Source organism: Priestia sp. 3CA3 (genome assembly GCF_056836725.1).
In genome coordinates, this window is sequence record NZ_JBXENJ010000005.1 from 422,874 (window position 1) to 439,239 (window position 16,366).

19 protein-coding genes are annotated in these 16,366 nt (G+C 38.4%); 13 read left to right on the top strand and 6 right to left on the bottom strand.

Going from position 1 to position 16,366, the window contains the following annotated elements; all coding sequences use genetic code 11:
* Positions 1 to 136: 136 nt before the first annotated feature.
* The 6 genes from AC1VNJ_RS16315 to AC1VNJ_RS16340 all read left to right on the top strand — a co-directional run bounded on the left by AC1VNJ_RS16315 (position 137) and on the right by AC1VNJ_RS16340 (position 5,641).
* Positions 137 to 508, top strand: a complete 372-nt coding sequence (locus AC1VNJ_RS16315; protein ID WP_028413991.1) for a thiol-disulfide oxidoreductase DCC family protein — start codon at positions 137 to 139, stop codon at positions 506 to 508.
* A 147-nt stretch (positions 509 to 655) separates the two neighbouring features.
* Positions 656 to 1,576, top strand: a complete 921-nt coding sequence (locus tag AC1VNJ_RS16320) for an oxidoreductase (RefSeq protein WP_033578472.1) — start codon at positions 656 to 658, stop codon at positions 1,574 to 1,576.
* Between the two features lie 181 nt (positions 1,577 to 1,757).
* Positions 1,758 to 2,738 carry a DUF3231 family protein gene (locus AC1VNJ_RS16325; RefSeq protein ID WP_482641050.1) on the top strand — a complete coding sequence of 327 codons (981 nt, stop codon included), beginning with the start codon at positions 1,758 to 1,760 and terminating at the stop codon, positions 2,736 to 2,738.
* 201 nt (positions 2,739 to 2,939) lie between these two features.
* Positions 2,940 to 3,680 (top strand): DsbA family oxidoreductase, encoded by a 741-nt coding sequence (locus tag AC1VNJ_RS16330; RefSeq protein WP_182029456.1) that lies wholly within the window; start codon positions 2,940 to 2,942, stop codon positions 3,678 to 3,680.
* 201 nt (positions 3,681 to 3,881) lie between these two features.
* Positions 3,882 to 4,841, top strand: a complete 960-nt coding sequence (locus AC1VNJ_RS16335) for a S8 family peptidase (protein WP_033578474.1) — start codon at positions 3,882 to 3,884, stop codon at positions 4,839 to 4,841.
* Positions 4,838 to 5,641, top strand: coding sequence for an endonuclease I family protein (locus AC1VNJ_RS16340; RefSeq protein WP_033578475.1), 804 nt, complete (start codon positions 4,838 to 4,840; stop codon positions 5,639 to 5,641). Before AC1VNJ_RS16335 ends, AC1VNJ_RS16340 begins: the two co-directional genes overlap by 4 nt.
* Positions 5,642 to 5,691: 50 nt before the next feature.
* Here the strand turns inward: AC1VNJ_RS16340 and AC1VNJ_RS16345 are convergent, their stop codons facing one another.
* Positions 5,692 to 6,153 (bottom strand): MarR family winged helix-turn-helix transcriptional regulator, encoded by a 462-nt coding sequence (locus AC1VNJ_RS16345; protein ID WP_033578476.1) that lies wholly within the window; start codon positions 6,151 to 6,153, stop codon positions 5,692 to 5,694.
* A gap of 279 nt (positions 6,154 to 6,432) precedes the next feature.
* Here AC1VNJ_RS16345 and AC1VNJ_RS16350 point away from each other — a divergent pair, with 279 nt between their 5' ends.
* From AC1VNJ_RS16350 to AC1VNJ_RS16365, 4 genes are all read left to right on the top strand, one after another.
* Positions 6,433 to 7,071, top strand: a complete 639-nt coding sequence (locus AC1VNJ_RS16350) for a biotin/lipoyl-containing protein (RefSeq protein ID WP_028413985.1) — start codon at positions 6,433 to 6,435, stop codon at positions 7,069 to 7,071.
* 33 nt (positions 7,072 to 7,104) lie between these two features.
* Positions 7,105 to 8,730 carry a DHA2 family efflux MFS transporter permease subunit gene (locus tag AC1VNJ_RS16355; protein WP_033578477.1) on the top strand — a complete coding sequence of 542 codons (1,626 nt, stop codon included), beginning with the start codon at positions 7,105 to 7,107 and terminating at the stop codon, positions 8,728 to 8,730.
* A gap of 61 nt (positions 8,731 to 8,791) precedes the next feature.
* Positions 8,792 to 9,220 carry a MarR family winged helix-turn-helix transcriptional regulator gene (locus AC1VNJ_RS16360; RefSeq protein WP_034266596.1) on the top strand — a complete coding sequence of 143 codons (429 nt, stop codon included), beginning with the start codon at positions 8,792 to 8,794 and terminating at the stop codon, positions 9,218 to 9,220.
* Between the two features lie 44 nt (positions 9,221 to 9,264).
* Entirely contained in the window at positions 9,265 to 9,462 is a 198-nt protein-coding gene (locus tag AC1VNJ_RS16365) for a helix-turn-helix domain-containing protein (protein WP_028413982.1), read from the top strand.
* A 29-nt stretch (positions 9,463 to 9,491) separates the two neighbouring features.
* Here the strand turns inward: AC1VNJ_RS16365 and ytzI are convergent, their stop codons facing one another.
* Positions 9,492 to 9,626, bottom strand: a complete 135-nt coding sequence (gene ytzI / locus AC1VNJ_RS16370) for a YtzI protein (RefSeq protein WP_080754395.1) — start codon at positions 9,624 to 9,626, stop codon at positions 9,492 to 9,494.
* A gap of 128 nt (positions 9,627 to 9,754) precedes the next feature.
* On the opposite strand from ytzI, the gene AC1VNJ_RS16375 reads away from it, so the two are divergent.
* Positions 9,755 to 9,916, top strand: coding sequence for a YfhD family protein (locus AC1VNJ_RS16375; protein WP_074894520.1), 162 nt, complete (start codon positions 9,755 to 9,757; stop codon positions 9,914 to 9,916).
* Between the two features lie 38 nt (positions 9,917 to 9,954).
* Here AC1VNJ_RS16375 and AC1VNJ_RS16380 read toward each other — a convergent pair whose 3' ends face one another.
* The 4 genes from AC1VNJ_RS16380 to AC1VNJ_RS16395 all read right to left on the bottom strand — a co-directional run bounded on the left by AC1VNJ_RS16380 (position 9,955) and on the right by AC1VNJ_RS16395 (position 13,766).
* Positions 9,955 to 10,962 (bottom strand): FecCD family ABC transporter permease, encoded by a 1,008-nt coding sequence (locus tag AC1VNJ_RS16380; RefSeq protein WP_028413981.1) that lies wholly within the window; start codon positions 10,960 to 10,962, stop codon positions 9,955 to 9,957.
* The gene (locus AC1VNJ_RS16385) at positions 10,959 to 11,969 is read right to left on the bottom strand and encodes a FecCD family ABC transporter permease (protein ID WP_482641051.1); all 1,011 of its coding nucleotides are present in this window, start codon (positions 11,967 to 11,969) and stop codon (positions 10,959 to 10,961) included. Before AC1VNJ_RS16385 ends, AC1VNJ_RS16380 begins: the two co-directional genes overlap by 4 nt.
* Before the next feature lie 81 nt (positions 11,970 to 12,050).
* Entirely contained in the window at positions 12,051 to 12,971 is a 921-nt protein-coding gene (locus AC1VNJ_RS16390; RefSeq protein WP_482641052.1) for an iron-hydroxamate ABC transporter substrate-binding protein, read from the bottom strand.
* A complete protein-coding gene (locus tag AC1VNJ_RS16395) occupies positions 12,972 to 13,766 on the bottom strand; it encodes an ABC transporter ATP-binding protein (RefSeq protein WP_014460855.1) in 795 nt (264 codons plus the stop codon).
* A gap of 189 nt (positions 13,767 to 13,955) precedes the next feature.
* Here AC1VNJ_RS16395 and AC1VNJ_RS16400 point away from each other — a divergent pair, with 189 nt between their 5' ends.
* A complete protein-coding gene (locus AC1VNJ_RS16400) occupies positions 13,956 to 15,005 on the top strand; it encodes an NAD(P)/FAD-dependent oxidoreductase (protein WP_482641053.1) in 1,050 nt (349 codons plus the stop codon).
* A 154-nt stretch (positions 15,006 to 15,159) separates the two neighbouring features.
* A complete protein-coding gene (megL, locus tag AC1VNJ_RS16405) occupies positions 15,160 to 16,347 on the top strand; it encodes a methionine gamma-lyase (RefSeq protein WP_033578482.1) in 1,188 nt (395 codons plus the stop codon).
* The last annotated feature ends 19 nt before the right edge of the window (positions 16,348 to 16,366 follow it).

Sequence of the window (16,366 nt, forward strand, 5' to 3'; positions counted from 1 at the left end):
CAAAAGAAACTCCACAAAAAATGTTCGCTTTAAAGCCAGGCTGCACAAGAAGTACCTCTTAATGATGGTTATTAAAAATGAGAAAAGGGTATTTATAAACTAAGGAAAAAGAAATAAGGGAAGAAAGGTGGAAACAATGAAGCACAAAGTATTTTTTGATGCGGAATGTCCTTTATGTTACAACGTAAAAAAAATAATTAAAGCGCTGGACTGGACGAACCAAATCCAGTGGATTCCAGTTCAATACATTGAGCGAACGGAGTATAGCTACTTAAAAGAAGAAGGAAGAGACTTATATGATCAAATTCATATGGTCACCAAAAAAGGGGAAGTATTAGCAGGATTTGAAACGGTCAGACGGCTTTTAGCTGTTTTGCCTCTTACATGTCCAATCGGCGTGCTTCTGCATTTACCATTAATGAAAAAAGCGTTTAGTCCGCTATACAAATGGATATCCACAAACAGGTACGACTGGTTTGGGCGCTACGATTCGCCGCGAACCACATAAACATATAAAAAGGACAAGCTTTTAAAAAGCTTGTCCCTTTTGTTTTGAAAACATTATAATTTATACATACTTTAATTTCTAAAAACGTATGTGACCGAGACGCGTAAATTCTAGAAAAGCAGCTATAGCTGAAAGGGAGAACTTTATATGAAAACAAAATGGACAGCTGAACGAATGCCTGATCTAACGGGGAAAACTGCCCTTATAACGGGAGGAAACAGCGGTATTGGGTTTGAAGCTGCAAAGGCTCTAGCAGCTCGCGGAGCAGAAATCATTCTTGCTGTGCGTAATGAAGCAAAAGGGAAAGAAGCTAAGAAAAGAATTAAAGCGGATAACGGAAATCCTAAAGTGACTATTATGTCATTAGATCTTAGTGACTTGAGCTCTATTCGGCATTTTGCCAATCAATTTCTTCAACAATACTCGTCTTTGGATCTTCTCATTAATAATGCAGGCGTGATGGTGCCGCCTCACAGCAAAACGAAAGACGGATTTGAACTGCAGTTTGGCTGTAATCATTTAGGACATTTTGCACTTACGGGCTTGCTGCTTCCTTTACTAACGGCCACTCCACATTCACGTGTCGTAACGGTAAGCAGTATAGCCGCTAATTCTGGAGAAATCTATTTTGATAATCTCGACGGAGAAAAAGGCTACAGTCCAATGAAGTTCTATAGACAAAGCAAACTCGCCAACCTATTGTTTGCCAAAGAATTGCAAATTCGCTTAGAAGCAGCCGGATCAACGACAATTAGTGCCGCTGTACATCCGGGTATTTCAAATACAAACCTATTATCACGCGGTTCAGGAAAAGAACCAAACGGCTTGTTGAAATTTTTAGTCAAGCTCTTTAGTCAATCTGCAGAAATGGGCGCGCTGCCTACTCTTTATGCAGCCACTGAATCAATAGAAGGCGGTACATATATTGGGCCAGACGGAAAAGATGCTAAAAAAGGATATCCTGTAAAAGATATGATGGGAGATGTTTTATTTAAACCGGACGTAGCGGAAAAACTATGGAGCGTATCTGAGGACTTAACAGGTGTTGAGTACTCGTTTCGTGCTTAAGATAAAAAACAGTTCTGTAAGTGCGGAGCTGTTTTTTTTGTTGCTCAAAAGCTATAGGTCAGGGGGTTAAATAAAAAAAAGAATGTTGGATAGCATAATGATAAGTAAACGTACAATGAGTATGTTCTCTTTTGAGAGATAAAAGCACTCAACAAAGCTCAAGAAGCGGAGGGAAGTAACAGTGCCTGATAAACCTAGTATTACCTCAAGTGAAATTGGAACGCTGTGGATGACATATCAGCAGAAAACGTTAATCATTTGCTTGTTGGATTATATGATTGAACATGCAGACGATGAAGATGCTAAAACAATTATGACGGACTTGCGTGAACAGCTCATTATATACATACGAAAGATAAAAACAATATTTGAAAAAGAAGGAGCCGTAGTGCCAACCGGGCTTTCATCTCAAGACGTAAACGTACAGGCTCCAAAACTATTTACTAATGGATTTGATATTATGTTTCTTCGTGTTATTAAAGAAATTAGTATGGGGATGTATACATTAAGTTTAGGTAAGGCCTACAGAGAAGATGTGGTGAAATTTTATCAAGATTTAACAAAGATTACGCAACATTGTTATGATTCCTGTACGCAGTATTTACTGAAAAAAGGGATTTTATCACGTCCACCCTATATTCCGATGCCAACCACTGTTGAGTTTGTTTCTGACAGAAAATATTTGAGCGGCTTAAATGTATTTGCGGATAAAAGAGTATTAAATACGATGGAGCTAGCTCAGCTTTATCACGGGGTCGAAACAAACATTGTGGGGATGAAGTTAATGAAGGCTTTTTCTCAAACGGCTAAAGATACCGAAGTCAAAAAGCATTTTTTGAAAGGAAAAGAGCTCAGTAAAAAGATTATTACGCGTCTAGAAGAAATAATTATACAAGACGATATTTCACCTTCTGTTGCCTCAACAGGAAGCATCACGACTTCTGAAACGCCTGCTTTTTCTGATCGTTTGATGCTGACATGCGATATTTTACTAAGTAATTTTAGTATTGGAAGTCAGGCATTTGGAGCAGCATTTAGTTTTCGAAGAGATATTGTGGCTAAAATGATGCTGATAGGAGAAGATGCGTTTCAATATGCAAGCGAAGCGACGGAAATTATGATTAAAAAAGGCTGGCTTGAAGTTCCACCAAGTATTGATTAGCTAATATGAAAATACGTATTTACATGATGATCTTTTAAAAGCAATGAATTTAAAATAAGTGAGATAAAAACACGGTGCTGATTCAATACACTTAGTATGTAAATCAACACCGTGTTTTTTGCTTTGTTTGAGCAAGTTATGATGGAAATTATTCAAAGGTATGCTACGATAAGAATTATCTTGAATTGAAGAGGTGTCACGATGAAAATAGAAGTTTGGTCAGATTTTGTCTGTCCTTTTTGTTATATTGGAAAGCGTCGATTAGAGCAAGCGCTTCAGCAGTTTGCACACAAAGATGACGTGCAGGTTGAATTTAAAAGCTTTGAGCTAGATCCAAATGCTTCAGTTAATACTGGTAAAACGATTAATGAAGCTCTTGCTGCTAAATATGGAATGACCATTGAACAAGCGAAGCAAGCAAATGAAGGGATCGGACAGCAGGCAGCTGGTGCGGGATTATCCTTTAATTTTGACGATATGAAGCCAACTAATACGTTTGACGCTCATCGTTTAGCTAAATTTGCAAAAGCTCAAGGAAAAGAAGCAGCTATTACAGAAAAACTCTTATATGCATATTTTACTGAATCAAAACATCTAGGTGAAGAAGCGACGCTGATTGCTCTTGCTGAAGATGCAGGTCTTGATCGAGAAGAAGCACGTCAAATTCTTGCAGATAAAAACGCATATGCAAATGAAGTGCGCAGTGATGAAGCAACGGCTCAGCAATATGGCATTAGCGGCGTTCCGTATTTTGTTATTAATCAAAAATATGCGATTTCAGGTGCACAGCCAGTCGAAACATTTGTAGGAGCTCTCCAACAAGTATGGGAAGAAGAAAATCCGACTCCCGCTTTGAAGAGTTTGTCTCCAGAAGGCGCAGATGATGCCTTTTGTGCAGATGGTCAATGTGCCGTGCCTGATTCTTCTAAAGACCAACAATAAAAGAAAGCAGAGGCGGAAATTTCGCTTCTGCTTTTTGTTTATTTTTTTAAAAAAAATCACAAAAACACAAACGTGTGTTCTGTTTTTGTGTTATAATAAGTTTAGAAGCAACAAACCTCGATGAGTGAACTCCAAAAATAAGCGATTAAAAGTGATCCCACCATGAACTAGCTTCCATTTAATCCTGCAGGGGGAATCTAAATGAAGAACAAAGTGCGCATTATCCCATTTCAAGTAGTTGAACAATTAAGTCAATTTAATGAAGTCCCACAAGGAGTGGCTCTAATTGGAGCAGAGGAAGTATGGAAGCAAACAAAAGGACAGGGAATAACCGTAGCGGTTTTGGATACTGGCTGTGAGGTTACACACCCAGATTTGCAGGAGCGAATTATTGGAGGAAGAAATTTTACGCACGATGATCAGCAAAATCCTGATGTTTATCAAGACTATAATGGTCACGGTACTCACGTAGCAGGCACAATTGCAGCAGCTCATAATGGAGCGGGCGTTGTAGGAGTGGCTCCTGAGGTGAATTTACTTATTCTGAAAGTACTTGATGGGAATGGTTCAGGTCAATATGAATGGATTATTCAAGGTATTACCTACGCCATCCAGCAAAAAGTAGATATCATTTCAATGTCACTTGGAGGTCCGGCCGATGTACCTGAACTGCATGAAGCGATTCAGGATGCTGTTGATCAGAATATTTTAGTTGTCTGCGCAGCGGGAAATGAAGGAGATGGAGAAAGCTCCACAGATGAGTTTGCATACCCAGGCTCATATAATGAAGTGATTAGCGTAGGAGCGGTTGATCTAAAGAAACGTTCTTCGATATTTTCCAACTCAAACAATGAAGTGGACGTAGTGGCTCCGGGGGAGAAGATCATATCAACCTACTTGAATGGAAAGTATGCCGCACTGAGCGGAACTTCTATGGCCACGCCTCACGTGGCGGGAGCTTTGGCATTGATAAAAGTTCTTTCAAATGAAACGTTTGGAAGAGAACTTACAGAACCAGAGCTTTACGCACAGTTAATCAGAAGAACACTTCCATTAAATGAATCACCAAGAGAAGTAGGAAACGGGTTTGTGCACTTGACCATTGTTGAAAAGCTATTGCGTGAAATTCAACGTCAAATGACTTCAGAGGTGATGGGATGAAAAGCAGTTTAGATATATTAATGGTGGAAAAACAGCAGGCAAAAGCCCTTTATCACGAATACGTAAACAAACGAAGCTATTATGATGAAAAGACGGATGAAGAGAGTAAAAATCTTTATTATCGAGGTACTCTCTTTGAAAGAGAAGCCATGCAAGCTTTGTTAACGGAAACGCATCAGCATTTGCTGAGTTATTCGCCGCATAAATATGTATATCCATGGGTGGATCTACAGGAGAATGGAGAGCTGAAGAGTCTGTATTCAGGGAAAGGTATGGATCCGTTAGAAGCGATACAGCAAGATATTGATGCACTTCAGTCGCTTAGTCACTCATCTGTTTCAAGCAATGATATACTGCTAAACTGTGAGCACGTTGTCCCGCAATCTTGGTTTGGAAAACAAGAGCCTATGAGAGGCGATTTGCATCATTTGTTTGCGTGTGAACCTTCTTGTAACAGCCGAAGAGGTAATTCCTCTTATATTGACTTCCCGGATTATACACCGGAAGTTAAGCAATCAGATGTGAAAGAAGGGTGCGGCAAATCAGAAAAAGGTAAGTTTGAACCCGAATATGGAAAAGGAATTGTCGCTCGAGCTACGCTTTATTTTTTAATTCGCTATCATAATAAAATTGACTCTTCACGAGTAGATCTTCCTCTTTTACTAAAATGGCATGAAGAATTTACCGTTTCACTTTATGAAAAACATCGCAATGCAGCAATTTTTGAATTGCAAGGCAACCGAAATCCTTTTATCGATTTTCCTGACAAAGCAGCTACATTAATGAATTCGGCTCTCTAAAATAAAAAAGGAGCTCCGTTTCTATTCGAAACGGAGCTCCTTTAGGTATCCTAATAAGAAAATCCATATTTATCGCTCAAAAGGGCATCCATTTTATTTAACAAGCGAAAATATTCTTCTTGTTCTTCTACAGTTAGAGCTGCTAGCATATCTTTTAAAAATACATTTCGCTTCTCTGTAATCATTGAAACAAGCTGTTTGGATTCATCAGTCAATGAAACCCACACGACTCTCCGGTCTTTTTCGTCTCGCACGCGCTGAATGAGAGATTCTTCTTCCAATTGATTTAATAAGCTAGTTGTAGCGCCCGAGGTTAAGTGAAGTTTATTTGAAATATCTGCCACCATATACTTTGTACCGCTGGCAATGTAGTTTAAGATATAAAATTTAGTGGGTGTTAAGTGATAAGGCTGCGTTTTTAATGTTTCTTCGACTAAATGTCGCATATATTGAAAAAAAGATGTGTTAATTTGATAAAGGTGTTCAATTTTTGATTCTACATTGTTATCCATGCTAGCTTCCATCTCCTTGTACACTACGGACATATATAAACTAACTCTAAAATAAAATGAAACAATTGTAAAGGATGGAAACGATTATCTTTAACCCCCATTATTATTTTTAAATTAATATCTTTACGAAAAAATATCTTTATGATAAAGTTATTTAGGTAGTTAACCAAATGGATGATTATAAAGAAACATATCTCCTAATAGATGGAGATAATATCTTTATGAAAAAGCTATATCAAAAAGTAATTTTATTAGTGAAGTATTAAGGAGGAGTAATGAGTGTCTAGAAGTCGCTTAATGGTAACAAATTTTATTGGAATCATCGTTATTTTAGCTTTATTAATTGGAGGAGGATATTATTACGTTCAAAAATCCAACTATATTACAACGGATAACGCTAAAGTATCTGGAGATGTATACAACGTAGTTGCACCTGCAGCAGGTAAGGTAGCAAGCTGGACAGTGGAAGAAGGAAATGATGTATCAAAAGATGCTGAAATTGCTAAGATTCAAGCTGAAAAAGGCTCTGTAGCTGCTACAGTACCAGCAGATGGAAAAATTATTCAAACAAATGTAAAAGAAAATCAAATGGTTCAAGCTGGACAGCAAATTGCAACCGAAGTAGATATGAAAGATCTATTTATCGTAGCGAATATCAAAGAGGATCAGCTTAAGGATATTAAAGAGGGCGACGATGTAGATGTAACAGTAGATGGAGACAGTAGTACAAAAATTGACGGTAAAGTTGAAGAAGTGGGATATGCAACTAATTCACTTTCATCTTTAACATCGAACTCAAGCTCAGATGGAAACTACACAAAAGTATCTCAAACGGTTCCTGTAAAAATCTCTATTTCTAATTATTCAGAGCATGTGCTACCAGGAATGAACGCTGAAGTAAAAATTTCAAAAGACTAATTCTTACTACAACAGTTCAAGAAGGGAGGAAATATGATGACAGCCAGTATAGAAAACACAAGTGATGGATCCATCAAAAAGCATATTCCGCTATTGATTGTTTTAATGCTTGGTTTGTTTCTTGCAATATTAAATCAAACGTTACTAAACGTAGCCATCCCGCATTTAATTACTGAGTTTGGCGTAACCGCAAATACAGCTCAGTGGTTGTTAACTGGATATATGCTTGTGAACGGGGCGTTAATTCCGCTTTCAGCTTTTTTAATTGAACGATTTGGTGTGCGTCGCTTGTTCTTATTTGCAATGGTTTGTTTTACAGTAGGGTCATTGATTTGCGGAATTGCACCTACATTTTCGATTATGCTTACCGGCCGTTTAATTCAAGCTATTGGCGGAGGTGTCTTATCGCCTCTTGTTATGACCATTATTGTGTTTATTTTCCCTCCTCACATGCGAGGAAAAGGGATGGGTATTTTTGGATTAGCCATGATGTTCGCACCGGCTATTGGTCCAACATTATCTGGATGGGTTATTCAAAACTATGATTGGCACATCCTTTTTAACGGCATGGTGCCATTAGGTGCGATTGTATTAATTATTGCTTTCTTTCAATTAAAAGACATTCAGCCTCCAAAGGATGTAAAAGTTCACATGCCTTCAGTTGTGACATCACTTGCAGGTATGGGATTATTGCTTTACGGATTTAGTGAAGCTGGAAATGACGGCTGGACGGATTCAGTTGTTCTTTCTACAATCATTGGTGGGGCAGTTCTTTTAATTATATTTGTTCTTCAACAAATTAAATCTGAAAAGCCGCTATTGGATATGCGCGTGTTTAAATATAATATTTTTTCACTATCAAATATTATTAGTATTGCGATTACAATCAGTATGTACGCAGGTATGTTCTTGCTTCCAATTTACTTGCAAAATATCCGCGGATATTCTGCTTTTGATTCAGGACTGCTGTTGCTTCCTGGCGCACTTGTTATGCTGGTTATGTCGCCGATTTCAGGTACATTGTTTGATAAAGTGGGACCTCGTCCGCTAGCAATCGTTGGTATGTTTATTACATCTATTTCAACGTTTGAATTTACGAAGCTGACGATGGATACACCGTTTAATCATATTTTAGCGATTTATATTATCCGCTCGTTTGGTATGTCACTTTTAATGATGCCAATTATGACAGCCGGTTTGAATCAGCTTCCGCAGAGACTAAGCAGTCACGGAACGTCAATGTCTAATACGCTTCGTCAAGTAAGTGGTTCAATTGGTATTAGTTTAATGACGACCATTTTTACAAACCGTACAACGTATCATGTAAATGAAATCAGCAGTTCCATGAATACGTCTGATCCATTCTTTATGAATAGCTTTCATTTATTTGTACAAAAAGTAGCTGCTACTTTGCATTTATCACAAGATCAAGCTCAGCAGCAAGCGCTGACGATTTTATCTGGAAAAATGACGCAGCAAGGTACGATTCAAGGTATTAACGATGCTTTTTATTGGGCAACAGCGATTTCTGTTATCGGTTTAATTTTAAGTTTCTTCCTTCGTGACGTACGTAAAGATAAAGTAGTCGAAGAAAAGAAATCAAAAGCTCAAGAGGAAGATATTCGTATGCTTCCAGCTCCAAAAAGTATAAATTCATAAAGTGCTATAGAATCAAAAGTTCATCATAAAACATGTTGGAGAGAAAGGGGCGGTGAGGTGGATGGATCCATTGATATTTGGTGAAGAAATTCAAAGAATTTCAATATCTTTAAACAAAAAAGTAATGACAAATGTAAAAAGCCTTTTACAGCATTACAGAATTACCCCTTTTCAATATCATATTTTACTGATTGTTGAACGTGCACGTACAATGCCTGTGACCAAAGTGGCAGACGAAATGAAGGCGAGCCCAAGCGTTATCACAGCATCAATTACACGTTTGTATGAACTGAATCTTGTGGAGCGCTACCATTCAAAAGAAGATCGGCGTAAAGTTATGGTTGAGCTTACAAGCAAGGGAAAACAAGTGATTCAAGCGGCTGAGAAAGACATGCAGCAAAGGGTTGAAAAACTGTTTGCATGCTATAAAGAAGAAGAGCAGCAGCAATTTCTTACGCTCTGTCGGCAGCTAGATGAACATGTGACTTGAAGAGGAATAAAAAAAGTATATTGAGTTATGCGGAGTGAGTGTAAATGGATAAAGAGATGGTAAAAAACATTCGAAAAAACTACAATATGAATCAGCGAAACTTCGCTCAAGCAGTGAACTGCAGTTTTTCTTTAATCGCCCTGGTTGAAGTTGGGAAGAGAAGAGTAACAAAAAACTTAGAAGACAAAATTAAGCAAGCATTTCAATTGAACGATCATGATTTAAAATCACTGCAGGGCTAATAAAAAAAGTAGGTGTGAAACGAGCGCACCTACTTTTTTTCGTGTTGTTTTTTTGTAAGCGGATCTACGGTATGTTTATAATCATAAGCTTTTGAGGTGGTAACTACGCACAGCAGTAAAATAACAAATACAATGATAATAGAGAGCGTAATAATGATGATCATATAAAACGTCCTTTCTTTTTCTTATTACGTATGCTTTCGGTCTTATTGGTAAAATTCCTTCTTTCTCCACATAGTGCAGAAACGACAAACGCATACTAATAACAGTCTAGAATAAAGGAGTGTTCATTATGAATGAAAAAGAGTTGAAGAAACAATTAAAAAAGGTAGCAGATTATCCTGCATCTAAAGCAGATGGAGTGGACGAAGAGTTTTCGCGTGAATTAGCAGACCAAGACGATTTAGAAGCACAGGCTAGAGCGAACGCTGCAGATGAAAGACAAAAAAAATAATAACTAGACGCGCTTTCTGAAAAAAGCGCGTCTGCTTATTATTTTTTCAAAAGCAAATAAACAAAATAAGGAGCACCGATTACGGCGGCAATAATTCCTGCCGGTATACCGTTAGGATTGGCAATGTTATGTCCTATCGTATCTGCAATCAGCAAAAGCCAGCCGCCAAGTAGAATAGCAACGGGAATAAAAAGCTGACTTCTCGGTCCCACTAAGCCTTTAGCAATATGAGGAGCAAGAAGTCCAATAAAAGCCACGCCGCCCGTCACTGAAACCGCGGCTGCCGCTAATGCCACCGCGGCTAAAAGCAATGTTACACGTTCTTTCTCCAGAGAAATTCCGACTCCAATAGCTGCAGCTTCATTTAAATTAAAAATGTTTAACGAGTTTGCTTTGTACAATATAAAAGGAATCAAGACAAGAAGCCAAGGTAGAAGAGCCCATATAAAAGGCCAGTCTGTCCCCCAGATGCTCCCTGCAATCCATTTGGCAATAAAATCAACTTTAACCCGATCAGCTGATGACATAATCACCACCATCATTCCAGAAAGAGCCATTGAAAAACCTACGCCTGTTAAAATCAACTTTACAGGCTGCAGCCCTTGGCTTTTACTATATGCACAAAGATAGATAAGACCAGCTGTCAACAAGGCGCCGATAAAGCCTACTAGCGGAAGGGCATAAACGAAAGAGCCTGCTTCAATTGGGGAAAATAAAAAGAACACAGCAATTGCGGCTCCTGCTCCTGAATTAATTCCTATAATCCCAGGTTCCGCTAAATCATTGCGCGTAACACCTTGTAAGATAGCTCCTGATAAAGCTAGAGCCATTCCTGCTAGAAGCGTAATGATAATCCGCGGAAGTCGAATTGAAAAAAGAACGAACTCATCTGTAAAATTCCCTTTGCCAAAAAGAGTAGGAAACACTTTATTGTAAGGAAGTGGTGCATCACCGAGCCCCATTCCTATCACAACCGTTCCAAGAATCAAAACAGTGAGCAGCATCATAATTATTCGTTGTTTTCTAATAAGCGCTGGGTGAATCATGAGAATGCTTTTCCTCCTTTACGAACAATGACTAAAAAGAAAGGTAAACCAATCATCGATACAACTGCTGCTATCGGTGTTTCATAAGGAGCACTGACCGTTCGAGCCAATGTATCAGCGAGCAGCATAAACGCTGCGCCAGTGATAGCGGACATAGGGATAATAAAACGATAGTCAGTTCCTGCAATTCCTCGTACAATATGAGGAATCATCAAGCCGATAAACACCATGTTTCCCACTAGCGCAACAGAAGCACCCGCAAGAAGAATCATGACGACAAATAAAATGGTTTTGACTTTTGTCGTTTGCTGGCCCAATCCTACAGCCACTTCTTCATTTAAACTCAGAATCGTAAGCTGCCGAGAAAGCAAAAGGGCAATGAATATACCTCCGAGAATAAAAGGAACAATGATTTGAAGCTGTTCCCAAGAAGTGCCTACCATTCCCCCAGCAGTCCACATCGATATATCTTTTGAAATTTTAAAATAAATACCAACGCCTTCTCCAATGGCATAAAGAAATGCTGAAACGGCAGCTCCCGCTAGTACAATTCGAAGCGGAGAAAATCCTCCTCTTTTTAGAGCAGCAATCCCAAACACTAGGATTGCGCCAACCCCGGCTCCTATAAAGCAAGCAATCGTAATACCCAAATAATTTATAGCAGGGATCAAGGCAATTGTTACAGCTAAAGCCGCATTTGCGCCAGACGTTAACCCTAAAAGTCCTGGGTCTGCAAGTGGATTTCTTGTCATACCTTGCATAATAGCCCCTGATACTGATAAAGCAGCCCCCACAAAAACAGCGGCGATTTCACGAGGTAAACGAATATCTCTGATGATCGAAATCTGTTCGTTTACACTGCTTGATGAAAGTGCTAGCCATACATCTTTTATCGATATGTCAGCAGCGCCAAAAACCATTGAGGAAACAAACATTATGATGAATACGAGCAGCATACCTATTAATTTGTATAAAAAAGGAATGAAACGCTGATTGTCTTTTTTCATAACACACCCATCTTTTCATGTAAGAATAAATTTAGTAAAACAAAGTAAGAGGAATTCTAAAAAGAATTCCTCTTGAATGAATTACTTGCCAAGAAATTTTTGAGTAAAGAAATCTAGTTGATAATCTAATGTGATTGGATCATTAAAATAAAATTCTTTTGCATTTGCTTCAAATACGTGATTATTCTTTACAGCAGGAATATTTTTGTACGTATCTGTTTTCTCAAATGATGTATCTCCATCTTGGTTTTTGCTAAAGATTAAATAATCTCCGGCATATTCAGGAAGAACTTCTGGCGAAATCGCATAGTATCCATCTTTCAAAGCCATTTTTTTTACTTTCTCCGGCATTTTTAATTTCATTTCTTGATAAAGAATCTCCGTTCCGCGTCCCCAGTTATCCCCAAACACATAAAGCTGCTTGTCAAAGTTCTCAATAACTGAAACGGTGCTATCTTCGCCAATTTTAGCTTTGATATCAGAACCAGCTTTTGCCGCACGCTTTTTAAAGTCGTCTACCCATGATTGTGCTTCTTTTTCTTTATTTAATAGCTTTCCAATTTCTACATGCTGAGTAAGGTAATCTACTTTATCGTATGTATACGTGACAGTAGGGGCAATTTTTTTCAATTTATCAATATTTTTTGTAGTAGATAAGCCAATAATTAAGTCAGGCTTTAATTCAATGATCTTTTCTAAATTTTCGTCTGATACTTCTTCCACGTCTTTTAATTTCTTTTCAAAGCGGGGATTCATTTTAGACCATGAGTCTACTCCGACAATGTTAACACCTAAAGAAAGTACGTTACCTGCATAGGAACCTAACACAACAACACGTTTCGGATTAGCCGGAACTTTTACAGGGCCGTCTTCAGATTGATATGTGATCGTCTTGGATTCGTTGTTTTTGCTAGAATCATTTTTGCTTTCAGTTGAACCGCTGCTGCAGGCACTAATAAGTAGTACGAATATAAGCATGAATGGAAGCAATAATTTTTTCATTTAGTTATCTCCTCTTAATAAGTTATACGTGATGCACATTGGTTTATTTGTTCTCGGATCTCGTCCAATTTCAGCGTCGATATGAAACACTTTTTTTAGAACGTCCTGCGTAATGACTTCTTCACATTTTCCGGCTTTGACAATTTCACCATCTTTTAAAGCGATAATATAATCCGCAAAGCGAGCGGCTTGATTTAGATCATGAAGCACCATTACAACTGTACGTCCCTGCTCTTTGTTTAATTTTTGAAGCAGCTCAAGCACTTCTAACTGATGAGCCATATCCAAGTAGGTAGTCGGCTCATCAAGAAATATAATATCGGTTTCTTGAGCTAAAGCCATCGCAATCCACACTCGCTGGCGCTGACCGCCTGAAAGAGAATCTACAGGACGAAACTTGTAATCTTTTGTTCCGGTTACTTCAAGAGCCCAGTCAATCGTTTGATAATCTTCTTTTGATAGACGCCCAAACCCCTTTTGATAGGGAAATCGCCCATAAGATACAAGTTCTCCCACCGTTAAGCCTTTAGCACTTTCAGGGGTTTGAGGGAGAATAGCCATTTTTTTAGCGAGTGCTTTTGTATGTTCTGTTGAAATGTTTTCGCCGTCTAAAATAACGGAACCGGATTGATGAGAAATAATGCGGGTAATGGCTTTCAAAAGCGTTGATTTGCCGCATCCGTTTGAACCAATAATTGTAGTAATCTTTTTGTCTGGAATGTTAACGCTTAAATTCTTTACTATTAGACGTTCACCATAACTAATATGTAATTTCTCTGTATATAGGCGAACCATATCTGACCCTCCGTTTACATTTAATACAACAAATGCTTGATAATGATTATCAGTATCGTTTACTTTACATACTATAATTCGAACGTTTCCGGATGTCAATAGTTATTTTTATTGTCAAAACGTTGAAGAAGATGTATATTTAAATGAGAATGATAATCAATAACAATTGATTGCGAGGAGTGAACGTGCATGATACACAATGAACTTTTTGATGTGACAATTATAGGCGGGGGACCGGCTGGCCTTTATTCTGCCTTTTATAGCGGGCTAAGGGAAATGAAAACAAAGCTGATTGAATATCAGCCAAAACTAGGCGGAAAACTTCACGTTTATCCTGAAAAAATGATTTGGGATGTAGGGGGCCAAACGCCTATTTCCGGTGCGAAGCTTATTGAACAGCTTGTGGAACAAGGACTGACGTTTGATCCGACTGTTGTTTTAGATGAGAAGATTGAATCCATTTCTCGCTTGAAAGATGGTATTTTCCAGCTGACGGGTTCTTCAGGTGAACATCATTACTCTAAAACCATTATCCTTGCTGTTGGAGGAGGTATTTTAAATCCGCAAAAGCTCAAAATTGAAGGAGCAGAACGATTTGAAATATCAAACTTAAACTATACGGTTAAATCTCTGCAGCATTTTAAAAATAAAACGGTGATTGTTTCCGGGGGAGGCAATTCAGCCATTGATTGGGCAAATGAGCTAGAGCCCGTTGCTAAAAAGGTATATATTACGTACCGAAACAGTGAACTAAACGGTCATGAAGCACAAGTAAGACAATTAATAAACAGTTCGGCTCGGTGTCTGCTTAACACATCTATTACAAAATTAGTGGCTGATGCGACGCATGAATTTATTGAAAAAGTTGAGCTGACTAATCATCAAACCGGTGAGATTTCTTATTTATCGATTGACGAAGTTATCATTAATCACGGTTATAAAAGAGATACAGAGCTGTTAAAAAACAGCGAACTACATATCAAAACCATTGATGACTATTACGTTGCAGGTAATGCAGCAAGCGAAACGTCTGTAGAAGGTGTATATGCAGCTGGAGATATTCTCATGCACGAAGGAAAAGTCCATTTGATTACCGGCGCTTTTCAAGATGCTGCTAATGCCGTAAACAAAGCAAAACAATTCGTTCAGCCCTCTGCTGCTAAGACAGCTATGGTTTCTTCTCATAATGAAGTATTTAAAAAGCGTAATTCAATACTAATTAAACAAATGATGAAGTAAAGCGAGATGCAGTGTGCATGTCGCTTCCTTCTCTACGGTGGAATTATCTACATAGATAGGCAGGGAACGAAAAAAGAAAAGAGAAATATAATAAAAGAAAACGCTTACATTTTTAAAAATGACACAGCGCTTGTTTGCATAAGGGGGAAGCCGTATGAACGAAAAAAAGAAATATCAGTTTGAAACAAAAGCCATTCACGCAGGGTACGAATCAAAACATCATTTTGATAGTTTAGCTCCACCTATTTATCAAACGTCTACATTTACATTTTCATCTCTAGAACAAGGTGCAAACCGATTTAGCGGAGAAGAAAATGGTTATGTATATTCTCGGTTATCTAATCCGACGGTCACCATTTTAGAAGAGCGTATGGCACAGCTTGAAGAAGGCGAAGCCGCTTTGGCATTTGGATCAGGAATGGCTGCAGTATCGGCTGTATTAATTGGACTTACAAAAGCAGGCGATCATATTTTATGTTCTAAAGGAGTGTATGGATGCACGTTTGGTTTACTGGAAATGCTTGAGGAAAAATATCAAATCCATCATTCTTTTTCCAACTTGGAAACTGAGGAAGAAATTCTTGCTGCTATCAAAGAAGATACAGCATGTATTTATATTGAAACACCGATTAACCCGACTATGACTTTAGTAGATTTAGAGTTAGTGACTTGTATCGCCAAACAAAAAGGAATTCCCGTGGTAGTAGACAATACCTTTTCAACTCCTTATTTGCAGCAGCCGCTGAAGCTTGGATGCGACTTAGTTATTCATAGCGCAACTAAATTTATTGGTGGACACGGAGATGTTGTGGCAGGAATTGTAGTAGGGGACAAAGAGGTTATTTCCGTACTGCGCAAAACGACGCAAAAAGATATTGGAGGTATTCTTTCACCATTTGATGCGTGGCTGTTACTCCGAGGCTTAAAAACACTGGCCGTTCGAATGGATCGCCACTGTGAGAATGCTGAACATATCGCAAAACAATTAAGTCTCCATCCCAAGGTAAAAGCCGTTTATTATCCAGGGGATAAAAACAGCACTGCTTATTCTCTCATGAAAAAGCAAATGAAAAAAGGAGGGGGGCTTCTCTCTTTTGAAGTGGAAGGCGGTTATAAAGAAACCGTAAAAGTGGTGAATCAGCTTAAGCTCATTTCCATCGCGGTGAGTCTTGGCGATGCTGAAACACTTATTCAGCATCCTGCCTCGATGACGCATGCAGTTGTGCCGGAAGAAGCTCGAAAAGAAATGGGCATCTCAAATGAACTTCTTCGTTTATCAGTTGGGCTGGAAGCTTGGGAAGATATTATGAGAGATTTACAGCAGGCATTAGATAGTATATAAAAAACAGCGCTTGGAGGAA

What these genes read in the sequence shown, in the direction of transcription:
- AC1VNJ_RS16340 (WP_033578475.1), top strand. Translation starts at nt 4,838, where the DNA reads ATGAAAAGCAGTTTAGATATATTAATGGTGGAAAAACAGCAGGCAAAA.
- AC1VNJ_RS16395 (WP_014460855.1), bottom strand. Translation starts at nt 13,766, where the DNA reads ATGGTTCGCCTATATACAGAGAAATTACATATTAGTTATGGTGAACGT.
- AC1VNJ_RS16385 (WP_482641051.1), bottom strand. Translation starts at nt 11,969, where the DNA reads ATGAAAAAAGACAATCAGCGTTTCATTCCTTTTTTATACAAATTAATA.
- AC1VNJ_RS16330 (WP_182029456.1), top strand. Translation starts at nt 2,940, where the DNA reads ATGAAAATAGAAGTTTGGTCAGATTTTGTCTGTCCTTTTTGTTATATT.
- AC1VNJ_RS16365 (WP_028413982.1), top strand. Translation starts at nt 9,265, where the DNA reads ATGGATAAAGAGATGGTAAAAAACATTCGAAAAAACTACAATATGAAT.
- AC1VNJ_RS16320 (WP_033578472.1), top strand. Translation starts at nt 656, where the DNA reads ATGAAAACAAAATGGACAGCTGAACGAATGCCTGATCTAACGGGGAAA.
- AC1VNJ_RS16390 (WP_482641052.1), bottom strand. Translation starts at nt 12,971, where the DNA reads ATGAAAAAATTATTGCTTCCATTCATGCTTATATTCGTACTACTTATT.
- AC1VNJ_RS16345 (WP_033578476.1), bottom strand. Translation starts at nt 6,153, where the DNA reads ATGGATAACAATGTAGAATCAAAAATTGAACACCTTTATCAAATTAAC.
- AC1VNJ_RS16400 (WP_482641053.1), top strand. Translation starts at nt 13,956, where the DNA reads ATGATACACAATGAACTTTTTGATGTGACAATTATAGGCGGGGGACCG.
- ytzI (WP_080754395.1), bottom strand. Translation starts at nt 9,626, where the DNA reads ATGATCATCATTATTACGCTCTCTATTATCATTGTATTTGTTATTTTA.
- AC1VNJ_RS16335 (WP_033578474.1), top strand. Translation starts at nt 3,882, where the DNA reads ATGAAGAACAAAGTGCGCATTATCCCATTTCAAGTAGTTGAACAATTA.
- megL (WP_033578482.1), top strand. Translation starts at nt 15,160, where the DNA reads ATGAACGAAAAAAAGAAATATCAGTTTGAAACAAAAGCCATTCACGCA.
- AC1VNJ_RS16375 (WP_074894520.1), top strand. Translation starts at nt 9,755, where the DNA reads ATGAATGAAAAAGAGTTGAAGAAACAATTAAAAAAGGTAGCAGATTAT.
- AC1VNJ_RS16380 (WP_028413981.1), bottom strand. Translation starts at nt 10,962, where the DNA reads ATGATTCACCCAGCGCTTATTAGAAAACAACGAATAATTATGATGCTG.
- AC1VNJ_RS16315 (WP_028413991.1), top strand. Translation starts at nt 137, where the DNA reads ATGAAGCACAAAGTATTTTTTGATGCGGAATGTCCTTTATGTTACAAC.
- AC1VNJ_RS16360 (WP_034266596.1), top strand. Translation starts at nt 8,792, where the DNA reads ATGGATCCATTGATATTTGGTGAAGAAATTCAAAGAATTTCAATATCT.
- AC1VNJ_RS16355 (WP_033578477.1), top strand. Translation starts at nt 7,105, where the DNA reads ATGATGACAGCCAGTATAGAAAACACAAGTGATGGATCCATCAAAAAG.